At 62.8% G+C, this 18,490-nt stretch carries 16 protein-coding genes; 4 read left to right on the forward strand and 12 right to left on the reverse strand.

Annotation, left to right across the window (positions count from 1 at the left end; all coding sequences use genetic code 11):
• Positions 1-47 precede the first annotated feature (47 nt).
• The 12 genes from MTX19_RS24095 to MTX19_RS24150 form a co-directional block, all read right to left on the reverse strand.
• Positions 48-2,207: an alkaline phosphatase family protein gene (locus tag MTX19_RS24095; protein WP_280979608.1), complete on the reverse strand. Its 2,160-nt coding sequence runs from the start codon at positions 2,205-2,207 to the stop codon at positions 48-50.
• The gene (locus MTX19_RS24100; RefSeq protein WP_280979609.1) at positions 2,207-3,949 is read right to left on the reverse strand and encodes a multicopper oxidase domain-containing protein; all 1,743 of its coding nucleotides are present in this window, start codon (positions 3,947-3,949) and stop codon (positions 2,207-2,209) included. The genes MTX19_RS24095 and MTX19_RS24100 overlap by 1 nt, the downstream gene beginning before the upstream one ends.
• Before the next feature lie 334 nt (positions 3,950-4,283).
• Positions 4,284-4,925, reverse strand: a complete 642-nt coding sequence (locus MTX19_RS24105; RefSeq protein WP_280979610.1) for a hypothetical protein — start codon at positions 4,923-4,925, stop codon at positions 4,284-4,286.
• On the reverse strand, positions 4,922-5,485 hold the full coding sequence (gspM, locus tag MTX19_RS24110; protein WP_280979611.1) for a type II secretion system protein GspM: 564 nt from the start codon (positions 5,483-5,485) through the stop codon (positions 4,922-4,924). The genes MTX19_RS24105 and gspM overlap by 4 nt, the downstream gene beginning before the upstream one ends.
• A complete protein-coding gene (locus MTX19_RS24115; RefSeq protein ID WP_280979612.1) occupies positions 5,482-6,558 on the reverse strand; it encodes a PilN domain-containing protein in 1,077 nt (358 codons plus the stop codon). The genes gspM and MTX19_RS24115 overlap by 4 nt, the downstream gene beginning before the upstream one ends.
• Positions 6,558-7,472: a type II secretion system protein GspK gene (locus MTX19_RS24120; protein ID WP_280979613.1), complete on the reverse strand. Its 915-nt coding sequence runs from the start codon at positions 7,470-7,472 to the stop codon at positions 6,558-6,560. Before MTX19_RS24120 ends, MTX19_RS24115 begins: the two co-directional genes overlap by 1 nt.
• Positions 7,469-8,188, reverse strand: a complete 720-nt coding sequence (locus MTX19_RS24125; protein ID WP_280985502.1) for a type II secretion system protein — start codon at positions 8,186-8,188, stop codon at positions 7,469-7,471. The genes MTX19_RS24120 and MTX19_RS24125 overlap by 4 nt, the downstream gene beginning before the upstream one ends.
• The gene (locus tag MTX19_RS24130) at positions 8,185-8,601 is read right to left on the reverse strand and encodes a prepilin-type N-terminal cleavage/methylation domain-containing protein (RefSeq protein ID WP_280979614.1); all 417 of its coding nucleotides are present in this window, start codon (positions 8,599-8,601) and stop codon (positions 8,185-8,187) included. The genes MTX19_RS24125 and MTX19_RS24130 overlap by 4 nt, the downstream gene beginning before the upstream one ends.
• Positions 8,573-9,037 (reverse strand): prepilin-type N-terminal cleavage/methylation domain-containing protein, encoded by a 465-nt coding sequence (locus tag MTX19_RS24135; protein ID WP_280979615.1) that lies wholly within the window; start codon positions 9,035-9,037, stop codon positions 8,573-8,575. The genes MTX19_RS24130 and MTX19_RS24135 overlap by 29 nt, the downstream gene beginning before the upstream one ends.
• Positions 9,030-9,536, reverse strand: coding sequence for a type II secretion system major pseudopilin GspG (gene gspG, locus MTX19_RS24140; RefSeq protein WP_280979616.1), 507 nt, complete (start codon positions 9,534-9,536; stop codon positions 9,030-9,032). Before gspG ends, MTX19_RS24135 begins: the two co-directional genes overlap by 8 nt.
• An 18-nt stretch (positions 9,537-9,554) precedes the next feature.
• Positions 9,555-10,766, reverse strand: a complete 1,212-nt coding sequence (locus MTX19_RS24145; protein ID WP_280979617.1) for a type II secretion system F family protein — start codon at positions 10,764-10,766, stop codon at positions 9,555-9,557.
• Between the two features lie 4 nt (positions 10,767-10,770).
• Positions 10,771-12,450: an ATPase, T2SS/T4P/T4SS family gene (locus MTX19_RS24150; protein WP_280979618.1), complete on the reverse strand. Its 1,680-nt coding sequence runs from the start codon at positions 12,448-12,450 to the stop codon at positions 10,771-10,773.
• 340 nt (positions 12,451-12,790) lie between these two features.
• Here MTX19_RS24150 and gspD point away from each other — a divergent pair, with 340 nt between their 5' ends.
• From gspD to MTX19_RS24170, 4 genes are all read left to right on the forward strand, one after another.
• A complete protein-coding gene (gene gspD, locus MTX19_RS24155; RefSeq protein WP_280979619.1) occupies positions 12,791-15,148 on the forward strand; it encodes a type II secretion system secretin GspD in 2,358 nt (785 codons plus the stop codon).
• Positions 15,149-15,314: 166 nt separating this feature from the next.
• Positions 15,315-15,683, forward strand: a complete 369-nt coding sequence (locus tag MTX19_RS24160) for a tetratricopeptide repeat protein (protein WP_348638200.1) — start codon at positions 15,315-15,317, stop codon at positions 15,681-15,683.
• Positions 15,684-16,018: 335 nt separating this feature from the next.
• Positions 16,019-16,405 (forward strand): ABC transporter substrate-binding protein, encoded by a 387-nt coding sequence (locus MTX19_RS24165; RefSeq protein ID WP_280979621.1) that lies wholly within the window; start codon positions 16,019-16,021, stop codon positions 16,403-16,405.
• A 208-nt stretch (positions 16,406-16,613) separates the two neighbouring features.
• Positions 16,614-18,287, forward strand: coding sequence for a sulfatase-like hydrolase/transferase (locus tag MTX19_RS24170; RefSeq protein ID WP_280985503.1), 1,674 nt, complete (start codon positions 16,614-16,616; stop codon positions 18,285-18,287).
• Positions 18,288-18,490 lie beyond the last annotated feature (203 nt).

Genomic DNA, 18,490 nt, shown 5'->3' on the forward strand with positions numbered 1-18,490 from the left:
GCCGGCTGGTTCGCCGGCGGGTTCCTCATCTCATCAGTTGGCTGATGTCAGTGATCCCAGCCTCCGCCCTGGCCGCCGTGGCCACCGTCGTGGAAGTCGAAGAGGTCGAACAGGTCGCTGAGCGCCGGGCTGTTCACCGGAACGTAAGGATTGTTCGGCGCGGCAACCGGATTCGGGAAGTTGTCACGGCTGCGCTGCGTGATCGGACGCAAATCCCAGTTCCGCTCGATGAATTTGATGATCGAGACATGATCGGCATATTCATGCGAGATGTGACCCTGCTTCACGAACGGCGAGACCACGATCAACGGGATGCGGGTGCCGTCACCGAAGTAATCCAGCGGCTGCACGTAGCCCGAGTCGAAGTAACCGCCGCCTTCGTCGAAGGTGATGAAGATCGCGGTATCGTCGGCGTAATCCGAGGCCTCAACCTGGTCGACGATCTTCTTCACGAAGCCCTCGAACAGATTGAGCTTGGAGGACGCCGGATGACCGTCGGTATAGCCGCTCGGTTTCACGATCGAAACCGCTGGCAGAGTGTGCTTGGAGATGTCCGAATACAGATTGACCGAATCTTGGATATGGGCGGCAACCTGGTCCGGATGCGACATGATCGACGTGTCGTACTGGAACGGATTGCAGATGTTGCAATATTCGTCGGCGGTGGGTCCGGCTACACCCCAGTTGAGCTGGTACGGATCGTTGACGTAGTTGTTCCACTGGTCGCCGTAGTACTTCCAGGAGATGTTCTTCTCGTTCAGGCTGTCGCCGATGCTCTTTCTCGTCGACGGTGGGATCGTAAACGGCGTGTTGGACGGGTTCGTATCGGTATAGGCGTTCTTGCCATTGGCGAAATATCCGGGATTGTAGTTATTCAACAGATAGTAGTGGCCCGGCTCGCAATTCGCATTGATCCGGATCGATTTCAGATAATCGAGGATCGGCTTGACGCCGGGCTGGCCCGGATCCGAGCAGTTGCTATAGGAGCCACCGCCAGAGACCGGGTTGGTCGAATAAGGCGGCGGGTAACCGCCATTGCCGCCGGCGCCGTAGCCATCCTCGATGTACCAATTGTTGGTGCCCATCGCCGGGTTCGGATTCTCGATTTCATGGACAGTACCGGCGTCGGGGGTGCCGCCGAAAACCTGCGTGCCATCGGGCGGCGCGACCGGATTGCCATAGTTATCGCTGAAATAGATCATGTCGGCGTGGCCGAACATGATGTGGTTAGCACCGGTGCCGCCGTTGACGGACTGGTGGAAATTGTCGCTCATCGCGTACTTCTGCACGAGGCTCGTGAAGTAAGGCACGTCGCCCTTCTGCACATTGTAGAACCCGAGGGCGGTCGCCCCCTCGCCCGTGGTCGTCGCGGTCGGTGAATATTCCGTGGAGAAATTCGCAGGCTGCTGCGCTCCGTTGGAGCCGGCGCCAACGGTCACCTCGACCCAGGCGAACAGATTGCCATTGCAGCCCGACGGATTGTCGCGGCTGGCGGCGGAGGTGTTGCAGTTGAGCTGCTGCCACATCTGATAGAAGCGATGCACCGGGCTTGCCGCATACGCGTCATAGGGCATGGCATCACTGTTGGTGAGCTGGAAGGGGCCGGCCGGCAGCGCATTGACATTGGTGATGCGCTGGTCGGGGGTCTTCGACGTCTGCCCGGTGCCGCCGGTCAGAAGATATTGGTAGTACTCAGACGGCAGGCCGGATTCGGATTGTTGCGCCAGCGCCAGAGACGCCTCGCAGGTCGTGATCGGCGAGCTTCCGCATTGGTTAGGGATGTAGGAGTCCTTGGGACCGCCCACCAGCGGAGCCGGCAATTGATCCTTGGCGAACGTCTGCTTCGGCGGGCTCAGCAGGAACGCATCGTTCAAGCCGGTGTCCGTGGCAGAGAGCTGATGTGCCTTTTCGAAATTGGGTCCGGGGACGGCGTTCTTGTCCTGGTCGAGCTTGACGATACCCTGCGACAGCAGGTTCATCACGCTCTCGCCGGGCCGGTTGGGCACGTAGGTGGCGAACACGTGATCGAAGCTGCGGTTCTCGCCAATGATGACGATCACATGCTTGATCGGCGTCCTCGTCTCGTGGCCACCGTGGTGTCCCCACTCCTCGGCAAGCACTGGGCTCGCGGTGAACTGACCCAGCGCCAGCGCGCTGAGAGTAAGGCGGCACCCCTGCAGCCAACGTGACTTGTGCTTGTCGCGCATCAAAGCTCTCCTCTGTTCTGTGGGTTGGACGGCGTAGTTGAGGTCGCGGTGTTCCTCGGCACGACCTTGATACGTCCCATCATGCCGCCGTCTTCATGCTCGAGGACGTGACAGTGATAGACGAAGGTGCCGACGATACTGGGATCGCGAAAATCCATGCGGAGTCGCACGCTGGGATATTTCAGCATCCGGCCGTTGTAATAGGGAACGTTGACCGTATCGCGCTGGAACGGCTCGTTGACCGCGATCCCGGACCAATCGAGCAACTGGAAGTGAAGCTGATGGATGTGGAAATCATGTAGCTCCATCGATCGGTTCTCGATGATCCAGTCCTCGACATCACCCTGCCTCACCACGATGTCGGGGACGTCAGACTGCGGATCAAACGGCTTTGGCGTGTTCCCGTCGATGGTCAGAAAGAATTGCGTGGGACTGTTGGGATCGTGCGGATTCTCCGGTTGCTCCGAGAAAAACAGTTTCCTGACGCGTACCGGTGCAACGCTGCCAACCCATGGCCGATCGGGCGGCGGCAACGGCTCCGCGCGGGTGGGCAGCGTCGCTTGCGGCTCGTTGGCATCTGTCGTGCTCCTGATCGCCATCAGCGCGCGGTTCGGGTCGTTCTCGCCGGCGGGCCCGGTATCGACGGCACGCGTTACCAATAGTGCGGACGCTCCCGCCGGGGGACCTTCGACGATAAATTCGGCGCGAGAGCCAGGCGGCAAGCCGATATGATTGACCCATTGCACCGCCGGAGATGGGCTGCCCTGGAAGCGCAGCGGGACTCCGTCAATCCCGACGACGCCGATCTGCTGCGGCGAGCGGCCAACCACCAAGGCGAGGTTGAGATATGTGATCGCGGACGCATTCAGCACGCGCCACAGCTGCCGCTCTGCCGGCTTCATCGACAGCGTCGCCGGCGGGTAGTTCGGATATGGCACCGGCACGAAATTGACGGACAGGTCCTTCGATGGCTTGCCGAAGCCGGTGCCGGAGTTGGCGACGTCACCGTCATTATCAAGCTGGCTTTTCGACATCACCGGCTCGGACTTCGACGGCGGCGCGCCGGAATTGACGAGATCCTGGTCGCGGATCACGAGCACGCGCTCGGGCAGTCCGGTGAGCGACGGGTCGACGCGCTCGATGCCTTCGATAATCAAGGCACCAGAGGCGCCGCCGAGCACCTGCGTCTTGCTGAAGCCGTGAAGATGCGGGTGATACCAGTAGAGCCCGGGCGGCGCATCGTCAGGGATGCGCAGGCGATACTCGAACGGCTTGTCGTCGGGCTGGATCGACGTCTTCAGCACATCATCCTGGTGGCACACCGGCGGCACCGTCAGTCCGTGGAAGTGCAGATTGGTGGACACCGGCGTCATTGCGCCGCTCTTGCAGGGATCCGCCTCCTTCTTAGCCGTGCAAATCGGCGCACCGGCGAGTGCCCGATCAATCGCGGGCGTCGCGGTACCAAGGTCAACAAGGTCGTTCTTGAAATGGATGACCAGCTGATCGCCCGGCTTCACGCGCAAGGTCGGCGATGGCTTCCCGTCCGACGTCAGGTAGCAGTAGCGACTCGTCCCGTCCGGCCGCCTCTCATCATGGAAACTGAGATCGACCTCGAGGATTCCGTCGCGGCTGCGCAGCTCCACCGGCTCGGCGATCGCGCTTCCGGGCTCGGGTCGTGCGCAAACATCCTCCTGCGTTCGCGGCGCGTCCGGCAGGTCCGCCGCGCTCAGCCAGGCGGTCATGCCACTCGCTGCGAGCCCGATGCCAGCCGCGACGATGACGCAAGAAATGGTCGAGTATCGTCGAAGCACGCCGTCCTGCCCATGCGTTGCAGCCGTGCAAAAGCGCGCTGACGTCACGCATGACGCCAGCAACCCTTGCGACCGCAGTCGCCAACGAGTGCTTTTGTTTGACGCCGCAACGCTACATGCGCGTTGTTGCGGGAATCTGGCAAGATTCTAACAGCCAAATGACAGTAAATTGCGACATATCAGCGCGGAACTTCTTCAGCGAGCTGACAGGACGCGTCTCGCCCGGCAGCAATGACGAGGCGTGATCCGCGCGGCATTCGACGTCTCATCGCCGCCTCAGTTCGGCCTGCGGCGTCGAGCCGTCGGCGCTGACGGGTGTCACCAGCACTGGCACATTCGCGCGTTCGCCGGGTGGCGGCAACGTCAGTATCGCCGTCTGCTGATCCATTTCCATCGTGACCTCGCGGTCCTGGATCGCGCGCAGTTTCCAGCCCTGATAGTTTTCACCGAGCTTCAAGCGCAGCGCCTGCTTTGTCGACTGATCGAGAAAGATGCCAAAGCTCTCGTCGTCGCTCGCTATGGTTCCGACCAGCGACAATGGCGGCGGCCGGATTTCCTTCTTCCGCGGCGGCGGGGGTGGCGGCGCCGCCGCCGGCTCCGAGGCGACCACCGGCGGCGGCCGGCGCGACGGCGAGAAGATCGGACGATCGCGCGTCCCCGACAATCGAGCGAGCGGAATCGCCCATAGCGGGTTGGCGCTCAGCGGCCGCTCCGGCGCCGGCGGCGGTGCGACAACACGAACGGAAGTCACCGGTTCGCTCGATCGCGGCGCGGCCGTTCCCCCCAGCCGCGTCTCCTCGGCGATGCCGGCGTCGAGATCGTCGGTCGTGATTGCGACTGTCGCCGCCGCGGCAGCATGGAACGACAGCCCAAACGCTATGGTTACAATCGTAAGGCTGCGGCTCATTTGGCGCCTCGCCATTGCCCGGACACTCCCAGCAAGACCCGCAACTTGCCGGGCTGTGAGCCGGACGATGTTGTCGGGGTTTGAACCACCAACTGGTCGACAAACAAGAACGGCATCCCCGCCTCGATATCGTAAAGCAGCTCCTGCAGCTGAGGCTGCTCGATCTCGCAGCTCGCGATCATGCTGAGGAACCCTGGCTTGCTCGATGAGCTCTGCACGTCAAGCTGCGTGGACAGTACGTTGCCGCCGAATTTCGTCACTGCGTTCGCCACCCGCTGCAACAGCGTGGCGCCTGCGATCGTGACGGTGGCGCCCTCGAGGTACGGCGACCCTGCCGGCATCGTGCCCTCTCCAGTCGCATTCGGTTTGGCCGCCGCACGGTGCCCCCCGAGCTGCTCCAGCATAGTCGCGGCGGCGGCGACGTCGCCGCGCTGATCGATCAGATCGGATATCGACATCACCACGGTGAAGAGCAGCACGATGATCAGGCCGACATAGGCCACCGCCGCCAAGAGCGGCGAGGAGGTGACCAGCTTTACGGGTGTGGACAGGATATTCACGAGCCGGATCCGAAATAGGCGGTGATATGAGCTTCAATGTGGAAGCGCTCGCCGGGCTCATTTGCCGCGTGCGTGGTGGGTGCAAAGAAGGTGGCCCGGGTGAACTGTGGGGAGGACTGCTCGATCAAGCGGATCAGCGAGGGGGCATCCTGCGTCATCCCGACGATCTGGATCTTGTCTCCCTCGATCCGCAGTTCAGTCACATAGGTGGAATCTGGCAACGCCCGCGAGATCGCCTCGAGCACCATGACGCTCGACGGCGTGCTCTGCTTGCGTTTGGCGAGCAGGCCCAGCCCTGACGCGGAGCCGTTCGCGCCAAGACGCAAGGCCGCGCGGCGCTGGGCGATGCGCTGCTGCAGGTCCCCCAGCTCCGATTGCAGCGAGCCACCGAGATAGGCATTGATCAGGAGCGACGCGGCCGCAGCGAGCGCGGTCGATAGCAAGAGGACGCGGAGCAGACGGGGCACGTTGACCGCTGCGCCAATCACGCTGCGCAGCGGCCGGTCCATCAACTTGATCGGCGTGGACGTATCGCCCAGCGCCGGCACCAAGATCGCAACCGACGCAGCGTCGACGGTCTCGGCGAACTGCAACACCGGCGCGACCTTCTCTCTCGACGTCGCCGCGAAGCTCACCTCGATCCGGTCGTTCGCAGCGAGCGTGGGTGCTCCCCAGCCGAACACTGCGTCACTTACGGACCACGGCGTCAGGCGATCGACCTGAGCCTTGATCATCCCATCGAGGAAATCAGCCGCCTTGCTCGGGAAATCGAGCTGATGCGTCATGATGTGATCCGACCGCAGCAACGCCTCGATACGGCTCGCCCGGAACGCCGTCTTCCACACCTCTGGCAGCGCCGGGCGCGCCGTGTCGCTATCGAAGCGGAAGGACAGATCAGGCAGATCGGCTCCGCTCTTCGCGTTGATCGCGGTTGCCGTGAACGCGCCGTCGTGTCCTTCGGCAAGCTGGATGCGCTGCGCGCGCATGAAGCGGCCCGCTATCGCGTCGATCGCGCGGCCCACCGCATCGATCCATTCGGTCAGGAATAGCTTCACGTCAGATATCAGCGCCATCAGGACCCCCGGCGCTCGAGTCGTGTGTGAGTGGGGACGACATCGTCCTGCCACGACAGCACGCGATAGGGCTCGCGCTTGTCGCCGAGAGCGATCACCACCTCTGACGTGGCGCGCCGGCCGTTGGCGAAGCCGATCGTTGTTTCGACGCGGTAGCACGGGCTCTTTGCTTTCGGCAGGTTGCTCTTCGTCGGAGCAGACGGGTCAGCACCGGCAAGCGGATCATTCGAAGGCCCCATCGCACTGCCGAACGGATCCATGTTTGCATTGGAGCGTCTTGCGAAGGCCGCGACCACTTCGGGCGCCGCGATCGTCGCATCGATGTCCGCCGACCCGTTGAAGATGGTCACAAACGGCAAGGCGCGATCGACAAGTGCCGGCGGAAGTCCGGTGACCAGCGCAAGCTCATTGACATGCGTGAACAACGACTGCCGTGGCGAGTAACCCAGAGCCGCGTAGCGCGCCGCCTCGTCATTCGTGCTCCCCGGCGTCGGCGGGGTGCGCCAGCCCACAATACGCTCAGCGTCCTCATTGGCCGCGTCCTTGCTGGCACCGAGTCCAGCCAGGAACGCGGCCAGTACCTCTTTCGACGCGAGATTGAGGTCGATCCGAGCAGCTTCCGAGGTGAAGGTGACGCCGACATTGGCGTCGTCCATTCGGAAATGGAACGAACCCCGCGCCGGCCGTGCATCGTCGCCCGCGAGGATCAGCTGATAGGCCGTGAGCTCGATGCCGGCCGATACCAGCGCCTCGTTCTGCAGGGCGGTATCACCGAGCGCCATCGCGCGAGCCGACGCCGACAGATAGAGCGCAAAGATCATCGCCAGCGACGACAGTGCCAGGAGTATCCAGAGCACCACGACGATCACGAAGCCGCGTTGGGAGTGATCGGGAGAGCACCGCGCACCGCTCATAACCGACCTCCCTGCCCGGCGGCGTTGGCCGGGCCGCTGCTGCCAGGGTTATTCGGCTTGTCGGTGCAGTTGCCGTCCGGCCGCGTGCAATCGCTCGGCACCTGGGTATGGACCGGGGCAATCGTCGAGACCGAGAGCACGCGCTGGCTGGCGGCGTCTCGGATGGTCAGCTTGATCATGACGGGCAATTGCTCCGCCTCGCGCCATGTGCTTTTCCAGACCCGGTCCGGCCCCGCATAGGCAAAGGACAACCGAAACGGCGCGCGCAGCAACACCACAGGATCGCGAAAGCGCAACTGCTCGGTCAGCGACGAACCGGTCGGCAACGGCGCAAACCGCGTACGCGAGCGCACCGTGACGAACTCTCGCCGATCGGAGGTCTCGCCGAGATGCACGACGTCGAGCCCTGGTCCGGCATTGGGACCAATCGCCGTGCGCACGAAGGTGATCGAGAGCTCCGAGCCATCGAACAATGGACGGCGGGATTCGCGGTTGGCTGGAACGTATTCGGCCGCAGCCAGGTCGGCCGCGATGCGTTGCAACGCCGCGCCAATCGCTTCATCGCGCTGAATCCGGTCAATCCCCCGGTTCCAGTTCGGCAGCCATTGTGCGGTGATGCTGGCAAGTGCCGACAGCACAAGGCCCATCAAGGCGAGCGCCACAATGGCCTCAATCAACGTGAATCCTGCTTCACGCTCGCGCCAGGCCGCCATCATTGGGACGCCGCCCTTTTCATCAAGCGTACCGTGCGAATATCCGACGTAGCCCCGCCAGGCGACTTCACGCGCACCCTGACGAGCTCAGGCACCCAGGCCGCGTCGGAATCCGGAACGGTCCAGTTGCCGCCGAGCGGGGTAACGTCGACCGTCCAAGCGTAGCCGTCGGCCTGCTCCGACGATGTTCCCTGTCGGAGCTGATCACGCGGTGGAATTGCGGCGACCATGGCCGTGCGCGTGGCCTGCATCAGCGCGACATGCCGTTCAAACGAACGCACCCCGCGTACGTTGGTGGCCATGACCGAGCCGATGGCCACGATCACGACGGCGACCACCGCCAGCGCGACCAGCACCTCGATGATCGTGAAGCCGGCGTCGCGGCGTTCAATTGATGGCGGCGTGGCGGGGGACAATCTCGACCCTCCCGGTCAGCCAGTTGACGCGGACTTCATAGCCTGCGTCGAACCGCGTCAAGGCGATGGTGCCACCGCACGATGTGCCGTTGGCCAGAAAGCGAATGGTCGACAACGCGGCCTGCCGCTGGCACGTCTCGGGCAGCACCGCATCGAAGCGTACGTCCTCGGGAATCCGGATCGCGAGTTGCGACGCACCGGACCGGATCATGCGCCCCTCGGCATCGACAAGCGTCGCGACGCTGACCTGGCGGCGGATCGCGGCATCCCGGTCCGACTTCAAGAGCGTCGCTGCCTGCAAGGCATAGGCCTGCAGACGCGAGCGCGAGGTCTCGCGCGGAACGAACGGCAGCAGGACAGCCGAGAGCAGCGCGATGATCGCGAGCACGCAGACCATCTCGAGCAAGGTGAAGCCTTGTTCCGCCGGTCTATTCATTCTTTGCGGTCAGCTTTTCCAGCGAGATATCGGCGGCGGTGCCGCTGCCCCCTTCCTGACCGTCGGATCCGTAGGAGAGAATGTCATAGGGGCCGTGCTCGCCGGGAGCGCGGTAGATATAGGCATGGTTCCATGGATCGTTGGGAACGTTGCCGCCCTTGAGATAAGGCCCATTCCAGGCCGAGACGCCCGGGGTCGACCGCACCAGCGCCGCCAGTCCCTCCGCGCTCGAGGGATATCGGCCGGCATCGAGATAGTAGAGGTCGAGGGCGCTCGCAAAGCTCTGCAACTGGATCCTCGCGGCCTTAACCTTGGATTCGCTGAGATAGTTGAGCACGCGCGGTCCGATCAAGCCCATGATGAGACCGATGATCGCGATCACGACCAGCATTTCGACCAGGGTGAAGCCGGCCTCGCTGCCATGTGAGCGCCCACACCTGGCGCGCTGGTGGGCCGTGCCGCCGATGAGATGCTCGCGGATGTATTTGAATGAGATCATGTTGCACCAACCTCTGGTCTAGTTGACCAATTGCGTAACCGACAGCAACGCTGTCATAACCGACACGATCAGGCCCCCGACGACCGTGCTGATGGAGATGATGGCAAGCGGCCCGACGATGCCGACAATGCGGTCGAGGCTGCGTTGCAGCTTGGCTTCGTAGAATTCAGCGACACGGCTGGCGAGCGTCGGCAACTGGCCGGTCTCCTCGCCCAGCCGCAGCATCCGCAGGGCCATCGGCGGCAGGCTGTTGGCGACCGCAAGCGCGTCCGACAATTTGCCGCCGTGACGCACGCGATCCGCCGCCACACTCCAGCTTTGCTCGTTCCCGGTCACTGCCATGATGTCGACGAGAATGCGCAAGGTCGACGTGAGGTTGACACCGCTGCCGAGCAGCACGCCGAGATTCCGGCAGAACAGGCTGCTGCGATAGAACTGGAAGATGCCGCTGACCCCAGGCAGGCGCGACAATCCGCTCATGAGCGCTGCACGCGTGCCGGGCCGGCGCAACAACGCCCAGCCGCCCGCGATGGTCGCTGCGGAAATCAGCATCGCCGGGGTCGCGTTGGCCCGCAGAAACTCCGATAGCTTGATGAAGGCGCCCAGCGTCGTATCCGACTTGCTGCCGAAATCCTGCAACACCGAAGAGAACTGCGGCAGCACGAACAGAATGAAGAACAGCATGACGCAAGCGGACGCGACCAGCACGAAGGCCGGGTATTGCATCGCATCGGTCAGCTTACGCCGCATCTGCTCCGATCGCGCGCGCTCCGCGCCGAGCATTTCCAGCACCTGGTCCAGGGTGCCCGACACCTCACCCACGCGGACCAGCGCGGCATACATTGGCGAGAACAGCGCGGGATGACCGGCGATGGCGTCGGCAAGGCTTTCGCCTGTGAGCAGCGAGGCGCGAAGCTTGGCGACCACGGGACGCAACCGCCCGACATCGGCATCGCCGGCCAGGAGCTCAAGCGCATCGTCGAGCCTTGCGCCCGCCTTTAACAACAGCGCAAGATCCCGCGTGAACGTGGTGATCTCGGCGGCGCTCGGCCGGCCGAACAGGCCGTAGGCAGTGACGCCCGAGGGCGACCGCTTGTCTTCGATCGTCTCGATCGGAAGCAACCGCAGATATTCGATACGGCGCGCAACTTCGGCCAAGGTCGGCGCCGAGATCGTGCCGTTCACGATCTCGCCATTCTGTGTCAGCGCCCGGTAGCGGAAGTTCGGCACGGCATCACCGCAGGGTTGTAACGCGGAGGATTTCGGCAGGCGATGTCAGACCCGCGCGACACTTGACGACGCCGTCGTCGAGCATCGTCGTCATGCCACCGCGGATCGCCATCTCGTCGATCTTCAGTCCGTCCGTCTTGTCGCCGATCAGCTCGCTAAGCTCGCCGGTGAGCTCCAGCACTTCGAAGACGCCGAGGCGGCCGCGATAGCCGGTACCGCCGCAACGTTCGCAACCGACGGGGTCGTGGATCACGTCGCCGCAATGAAAGCCGAATGCACCCAGCCGGGCGTCTTCGGCAAGATCGGCATCGGCAAGCACGCGCGGCGCCTTGCACCGCTCGCACAATTGGCGGACCAGCCGCTGCGCGATCACCGCGCGCAGGACCGAACGCAAGAGATATCCCTCGACGCCGAGATCAAGCAGACGCGGCACCGCTGCTGCGGCGGTTTCGGTATGCAGCGTGGTGAGCACCAGATGCCCGGTCAGCGCGGCATGGACCGCCACATGCGCAGTCTCGGAATCGCGGATTTCGCCGACCATGATCACGTCCGGGTCCTGGCGAACGAACGAGCGCAGCGCCGCCGCAAATGTCAGGCCGATCGCCGGCTTGACCTGCGCCTGGTTGATGCCGGGAATCTCGTATTCTACCGGATCTTCGATGGTCAGGATCTTGCGGATCGGTTCATTGAGGATCGACAGCACGGTGGCGAGCGTCGTGGTCTTGCCGCTGCCGGTCGGGCCGGTGACGACAATCATGCCATGCGGCAGTTTCAGCAGACGTCTCAGCCTGGCTTCGTCGGGTGGAGAAAATCCCAGCTTTTCAACGACAAGCAGCCCCCGATCCTTGGGCAGGATGCGGATGACCGCCGATTCACCGTGCTGCATCGGCATGATAGCGACACGGATATCGATGTCGACGCGGCCGGCCCTCAAGCGGGCGGCGCCATCCTGCGGCAGACGACGCTCAGCGATGTTGAGATTGGCCACGATCTTGATGCGTGAGATCACCGCCTGCGGCAGCAGATTGGCCGGTGCGGAGACCGGCCGCAGCAGGCCATCGATGCGCATGCGCACCACGAGGCCGCTCTGAAAGGGCTCGATGTGAATATCGCTGGCGCGCAATTCAACCGCCTTTTCAAGCAGATCGTTGACGGCCCGCACCACCGGCGCGCCGCTTGCAAGATCGCGCAGACTCTCGATGTCGTCCTCGCGGAGCTGCGCCGGCAAGGCATCGTTGGTCTCGGTCTCGTGCTGTTCCAGACGCTGGTCGAGGACCACCGCAAGGTCCTCCGAGGTTGCGACCTTGATGACGACGCCCGTACCGAGCACGATCTGCGCTGCACGCTGCGCGGATTGATCGGTCGGATCGGCGACGGCGAGCACGGCTTTGCCGTCCGGCGAGCGATAGGGAAAGACAACGGTCTCCCTGAGGAAGCGAGGCGAGAACGACGATGCCAGCGGTGCCGCCGACATCATGTCCTGCAACGTCACCCGCTCGAGGCCATGAAAGCGTGCTGCCTCCTCGGCGAACTCGCCCGCCGGCAGGTCCACGAGTTCCCATAGCTTGGCTTGCCGCCGATCGACACCCAGCTGGCCCGCGGCATCATCGCGGCCATCGGCCACCGTCAAATGCTTGGCTTGACGGAGATGTTCCGCGAACTCCGAGGATAAGTCGCCGGCCATGCGTCGCTCCGGTGGCGCAAGCTTTGAGCGGGCGGCCGCGTCACGGACCGTCGAAGCCGATGCGTGCGGTTGCCAGCAGTCGCGATGTTATTGACCCGAAGTATGACAGCCGTACGAAGCCCCGCGCGCGGCCGCGGCTCAAAACGCGCTCAACTATCGATATTCACCGGCAAACGCCGACATAATCTGAAATCAACATACGACGGCAAACCGCCGATCAATCTGGCGACCAATTTATTTCTGTCATGTTCAATCGCTAAGAACTCAATCCCGGATAGGTGACACAATCGGATCGTCACAAACGATCCACAAACACCGGTAGTCGGAACGGCGAAGTCTTATGATGCGTGTCACCAAGCTTAGCCGTCATCCAGCTATCCGTCGTGGCATTGCGGCCGTCCTCCTTCTGTCATCGCTGCCCCTACTGGAGTCCTGCAATTCCGCAACTGTCGGCTCGAGCGTCGAAGGCTCCCAACTCGATATCACGGACAAGATACGTTCGATCGACCTGTTGCCGCGTCAGTCTCAACCGGTAGGCACCGCGAGCGCCACGGCCGGCAGCAACCGTGCCAGCTCCCCCGCGATCTACGAAGGCGCAGCGATAACGGCCGTTTCCGACGAGCGTCCGCAACCGACCTCGAGCGGCAACGGCTTCGATTTGAATTTCGAGAACACGCCGGTCGCAACCGTTGCCAAAGTCGTGCTCGGCGACATCCTCCAGGTCGGCTACACCATCGATCCACGGGTACAGGGCACGGTGAGCCTGGTCTCGGTCAGGCCGGTGCCGAAGTCGGACATCATATTTGTGCTGGAAGATGCATTGCGGTTGAGCGGCGTGGTGCTGCTTCACGATGCCTCCGGCTATCGCCTGACCCCGCTGGGCGATGCGGTCGGTGCTGGTCGGGTTGATGCTGCCGCCGCCCATCCCGAGCCGGGTTTTGGCGTGTCGGTGGTGCCATTACAATATGTATCGGCGCAGACGCTGTTGAAACTGATGGACAGTTTCGCCACCCGCGCCGGTACCGTGCGTGCCGACACTACGCGCAACCTGCTCCTGATCCAGGGCACCGGCGCCGAGCGGCGCACCGCGGTCGACACGGCAATGAGCTTCGACGTCGACTGGATGCGGGGGCAGTCGGTCGGCATTTTTCCGATCTCGAGCGGTCCGCCGGCACCAATCATCGCCGAGCTGGAGAAGATCGTCGATTCCGGCGAGAACGGCCTCAGCCAAAACGTCGTCAAGTTCGAACCGATCGCCCGGCTGAATGCCGTCATGGTGGTGAGCAAGCGCCCGGAAATGCTGCGCACCGCGGCGACCTGGATCAAGCGGCTTGATCACGCCGACACAGCGCGTACCACCGTCCATGTCTATCACGTGAAATATGGCGAAGCCCGCCAGATCGCGCGTGTCTTGACCGACATGTTTCTCGGCGGCTCAGGCGCCTCCAGCCTGCTCGACAGTGCCGATAATCAGGTCGCGCCGGGCTCAGGCACGTCGGCAACATCGAGCGCCGACCGCCTGTCGCTCAATGCCAACAATCCTGCCACTGCCAACAGTTTCGCCACCCGCGGCGGCACCGGGAACGGCGGCAGCACGCCTGGCCTCGCCACGCAGGGCGCAAATTCCGGCGGCAACAACGGCGGTACACTCGACAGCGGCCGTGGCGCGACGTCGTCGGGCAATGGCCAGCCGATGCTGCAGGACGTCAGGATCACTCCAGACGCCACCAACAATTCGCTCCTGATTTACGCCGACCAGGCGAACTACCGGATCATCGAGTCGACCTTGCTGCAGATTGACCAACCGCAGGTCCAAGTCGCGATCGATGCGACCATCGCCGAAGTGACGCTCAACAACACCCTTTCCTACGGTGTGCAGGCCTATATCACCGGGCAGAATTTCGGGTTGCGCCCGAACTCGGGATCGATCCTCAACACCCAGGCGGCACAGGCGCCGGCAACCACCGTCGATTCCAGTACCGGCGTAGCCTCCGTGACGGGTTCATTGACCAACGCCTTCATCAACCAGGCCTTTCCGGGCTTCAATTTCCTGGTCGGTTCGGCGACGCAGCCCAGCCTGATTCTTGATGCGCTGCATGCCGTCACCAATGTGAAGGTGCTGTCCAACCCCTCGCTGGTCGTGGTCAACAACCAGGTCGCGACCCTGCAAGTGGGTGACGTCGTGCCGGTCTCGACCGGTAGCGCCACCGTGCTGACAACAAGCAACACCGTGGTCAACACCATCGACTATCGCAACACCGGCATCATCCTGCGTGTATCACCCCGCGTCAGCGTCAATGGCACGGTCCGGCTCGACATCGAGCAGGAGATCAGCAACGTGCCGAACACGGGAACAGCCAGCACCCCCAACCTGACGCCAACCATCTCGGAACGCCGGGTCAAGAGCCAGATCTCAGTGGCGAACGGCCAGACCGTGCTGCTCGCAGGCCTGATTAGCGAGCAGCAGAACGGCGCGCGGAACGCGATTCCTGTGCTCGACCAGATTCCCGGCCTTGGCGACGCGTTCGGCCACCAGTCCAACAGCACCCAGCGGACCGAGCTGATCATTTTCATCCGGCCGCAGATCATCCGCGACGGCTCGGACGCGCATGTCGTCGCCGAAGAGCTTCGATCCAAATTGCGCGGAACCATCGCCACGACGACCACCAATGCTCCGATCACCACCAGCTATCATTGAGGCCGGCAGTGCCGCTTCACTCCGACGTGCCGTACGGCGCCGTCTGCCGGCGGCACTCGGGATAGCACTCGCTGTTGGCGCGGCCTTGCCCGCCGCTCGTGCGGACTCGCTCAGCCGCGGCGCGGCGGCGCTCGACCATGGCAACCATCTCCGTGCGGTACGCGAATTGTCGCCGCTGGCCGCGCGGGGCAATCCAAGAGCGCTCGGCCTGCTCGGCTTCATGTATGAGCACGGCTTTGGCGTCCCGCAGGCCTATGATGCCGCGTTCGATCTCTATTGCCAGGGCGCTACTCGGGGCGATCCATTCGCGCAAGCCATGCTCGGATTGATGTATGATAAAGGCCACGGCGCTCATCAGGATTTCATCCAGGCGTACAAATGGCTCGACCTGGCGGTGGCCCGGTCGCAAGGGCACGCGCGGGATATTTACACGCGACTTCGCAATGCAGTCGCCTCAAAGATGTCACGCGATGAAATCATCGTCGGCCAACGCCTTGCCTTGAGCTGGCTGCCCGGCGCTCCGGCCTATCCTTGAGGCAAGACTGCGAGTGTCTGGCCCAAGCGCAGACCTGTGTTCAATGGGCCCGCATTCTTCAGGGCAGTACGACACGGCGCCGCTTGACGCGGCCGCACAACGAGCTCCGACCGCATCGTGCGGAATCCGGGTCACGAGGCGGCGCTCGCGTGCCTCCGGTGTCGAATGGCCTCCCCGACGGTCGGCACCTGCCCGCAAGGGAGGCCGGCGGCCCGCATCGCCGCTTGTGGGCCCGCCGTCCGCAGCTTCCGATCGATCAGAGATCGGTTCGCTCCTCCGCGATGTCGCGACGCTGCTCCATGTTGAAGCGTCCCGCATAGATCTGCCGCCACCCGGTGGTCGGACCGGGATACTGGGACCGGGACGCGGAGTCGCGGGCTTGGGCCAACAAGTTCTTCGAGAAATATGGGCGGATGCCGACCATGACCCAGGCTGGCGTCTATTCCGCCGTGCGTCACTACCTGCGTGCGGTCCAGGCGGCGAATTCGGAGGATGGCCTCGCCGTTGCAGCCAAGATCCGCGAACTGCCGGTCGCGGACGCATTCGCCCACGGCACGGTTCGCGCCGATGGTCAGTTCGTGCACGACATGTATCTGGCGCGCGTCAAGACGCCGGCGGCGTCGAGCCGGCGGTGGGACTACTACGACATCGTCGCGACGATTCCCGCAGCGCAAGCGTTCCGCCCACTCAGCGAAGGCGGTTGCGAGCTGGCCTCGCAGTGATGACGCCGGCGGACGGCGACGAGCCGCCGTCCGCCAAACTCCTCGGCTCGATCGTCTCGGAACCTAGTGGGAGGAGCTGATCTGCAAGACGATGATATTTGCTGCAATGCACCGGTCAGCTGGAGCCGGTGGCCGATCGACAAGACGGGTGATCGAAGGGGCCGAGGGCCGCATTGCGGAACTCGAACACCAAGAGCATCTTAGTCCCATGGATTCGACGTTGATATTTATGATGGTTGTCGGTGCCGTAGCGTTGACGGAAGGCAGTGCAAAGCACCTCCCGTTTGCAATCGCAGCGCTCGTCTTCAACGCGGCCCTCTTGCTCATCTTTGTTGCCGATCTCGACAGAGCGATCCTGCTGTCCGGCCTGCTGGCAATAGCCATTGCTGGAGCATCAACCGTAAAGTTCGACCACAGTGCGATCAAACTGACCATCTCCGATATTCCGTTGGCGTTTGCCGGCACCGTCCCATTTCTTGTGCTGCAATATCCACGCGCGATGTTGGGTATCCTGATCGGCGGTGTGTTGTTCGTCGCTGCTTCGATCGCAGTGTTGCTCTACGCGGCAGGGCCACCGATTTCGATGGCATGTCGACTGCTCCTGTTCTGCGTCGCCCTCATCGGCTTCGCAACCGCTGCCGCTGTGACAGGCGGCAGCGCACTCTCGCGGATGGCGCTGATCCAGCGGCGCGGCTTTTACTCGACCTTTATGGCCTCACTCGTCGACCGTGTTTGCTGGCAACAGTTCAGCGAGCTTGCTCTGAGTGACATCGCCAACGAACCACTGCCGCTGAAGGAGGCGACACCTGCGCGCTCGGATGACTGTCCAGACATCATCATCATCCAGCACGAGTCGGTCTTCGACCCGCGTATCTTTGGGTTGCCCGTCGAGCCAATCGTTGAGGGACTCCTGTCCCCTGCAGATGGTCAATATGGACGTCTCAACGTGGACATCTTTGGCGGAGGCTCCTGGCAGTCCGAATTCAGCCTGCTGACCGGCCTTTCGAGCGCAAGCTTCGGATCCAGTGCCTACTACCTCTTCAAGAAAGGTGCTGGCCGATTCCACAGCAGCCTCCCCCATTCATTGGCATCGCTCGGCTATCGGACAACACTCATATCAAGCTGCCGTCGTGGCTTTCTCAATTACAATAGATTTTACAGTTCGATCGGCATTCATGAGCGGATCTTCATTGACGACCTTCCACCTCCGTTCGATGCTCGACGTTTCGAGGCGACAAATTCGGATGCAGTATTTCTGGAAGCGGTGATCGATGCCCATACGAAGCGCGTTACTGATAATCCAGCACCGCATTTTCTCTACGCGTTGACCAACTTCAATCATGGCCCGCACGATCGACAGCTTGCACCGACCGGGCAATTTGAGAAGGAGCGCGCCTTTGCTACGGCCAGCCTCCCCGACGCTGGATACGTCGAGTACTACACGCGGCTTGCGGAGACCGCTTCCACCTGGAAAAAACTCAAGTGCAAACTGGCAACCCAATTCCCGGGGCGTCCCATTCTGATTGTGCACTATGGGGATCACCAACCGGTGTTGACAAGACGGATCGCCCGCCGGCTAAAGCGACGGGGAGACGCGCAACAGGCGTTCGGTACATTTTATGCGATAGAGGCTTTGAATATCTCGCCGAAGCAATTTAGCGCCGGACGCGGTGCGGACCTCGACATCGCCTTTCTAGGAACTGTTGCTTTGCAACGCGCAGGGCTTCCCCTTGACCCGGTATTTTCGACGCGCGCAAGCTTGCTTGACGACTGCAGGGAAGCCTACTTTAGCTCTGCCTCCGAACGGAAACGCCGGTTCCATCGCACACTTGTGGATCTGGGCTTGATTGATCTCGTGCCGAACGTTCCGCCTGCGCGTTAACCTGCCAGGCTCTCGCACGACGTCGCACAGTTCGCGAAATCGGCAAGGTCGAGAAGATCACGCCGTCTTCGAGCTCCCAGCCACCGTCGATCCAGTCGGTGGCCGAGATGCGTACGAAGAGGCATGGTGGAGGGAATGGCCGCTCTCACCGCCCGCGTCACTTCGATATCGCGATCCGTCAAAGCTCCATTGCCCCTGGATCT

This window comes from Bradyrhizobium sp. ISRA464, from assembly GCF_029910095.1.
GTDB lineage: Bacteria > Pseudomonadota > Alphaproteobacteria > Rhizobiales > Xanthobacteraceae > Bradyrhizobium.

Coding starts and splice junctions, on each gene's coding strand:
- MTX19_RS24095 (WP_280979608.1), bottom strand. CDS start 2,207: ATGCGCGACAAGCACAAGTCACGTTGGCTGCAGGGGTGCCGCCTTACT.
- MTX19_RS24100 (WP_280979609.1), bottom strand. CDS start 3,949: ATGACCGCCTGGCTGAGCGCGGCGGACCTGCCGGACGCGCCGCGAACG.
- MTX19_RS24105 (WP_280979610.1), bottom strand. CDS start 4,925: ATGAGCCGCAGCCTTACGATTGTAACCATAGCGTTTGGGCTGTCGTTC.
- MTX19_RS24115 (WP_280979612.1), bottom strand. CDS start 6,558: ATGGCGCTGATATCTGACGTGAAGCTATTCCTGACCGAATGGATCGAT.
- MTX19_RS24120 (WP_280979613.1), bottom strand. CDS start 7,472: ATGAGCGGTGCGCGGTGCTCTCCCGATCACTCCCAACGCGGCTTCGTG.
- MTX19_RS24125 (WP_280985502.1), bottom strand. CDS start 8,188: ATGATGGCGGCCTGGCGCGAGCGTGAAGCAGGATTCACGTTGATTGAG.
- MTX19_RS24135 (WP_280979615.1), bottom strand. CDS start 9,037: ATGAATAGACCGGCGGAACAAGGCTTCACCTTGCTCGAGATGGTCTGC.
- gspG (WP_280979616.1), bottom strand. CDS start 9,536: ATGATCTCATTCAAATACATCCGCGAGCATCTCATCGGCGGCACGGCC.
- MTX19_RS24150 (WP_280979618.1), bottom strand. CDS start 12,450: ATGGCCGGCGACTTATCCTCGGAGTTCGCGGAACATCTCCGTCAAGCC.
- gspD (WP_280979619.1), top strand. CDS start 12,791: ATGATGCGTGTCACCAAGCTTAGCCGTCATCCAGCTATCCGTCGTGGC.
- MTX19_RS24170 (WP_280985503.1), top strand. CDS start 16,614: ATGGATTCGACGTTGATATTTATGATGGTTGTCGGTGCCGTAGCGTTG.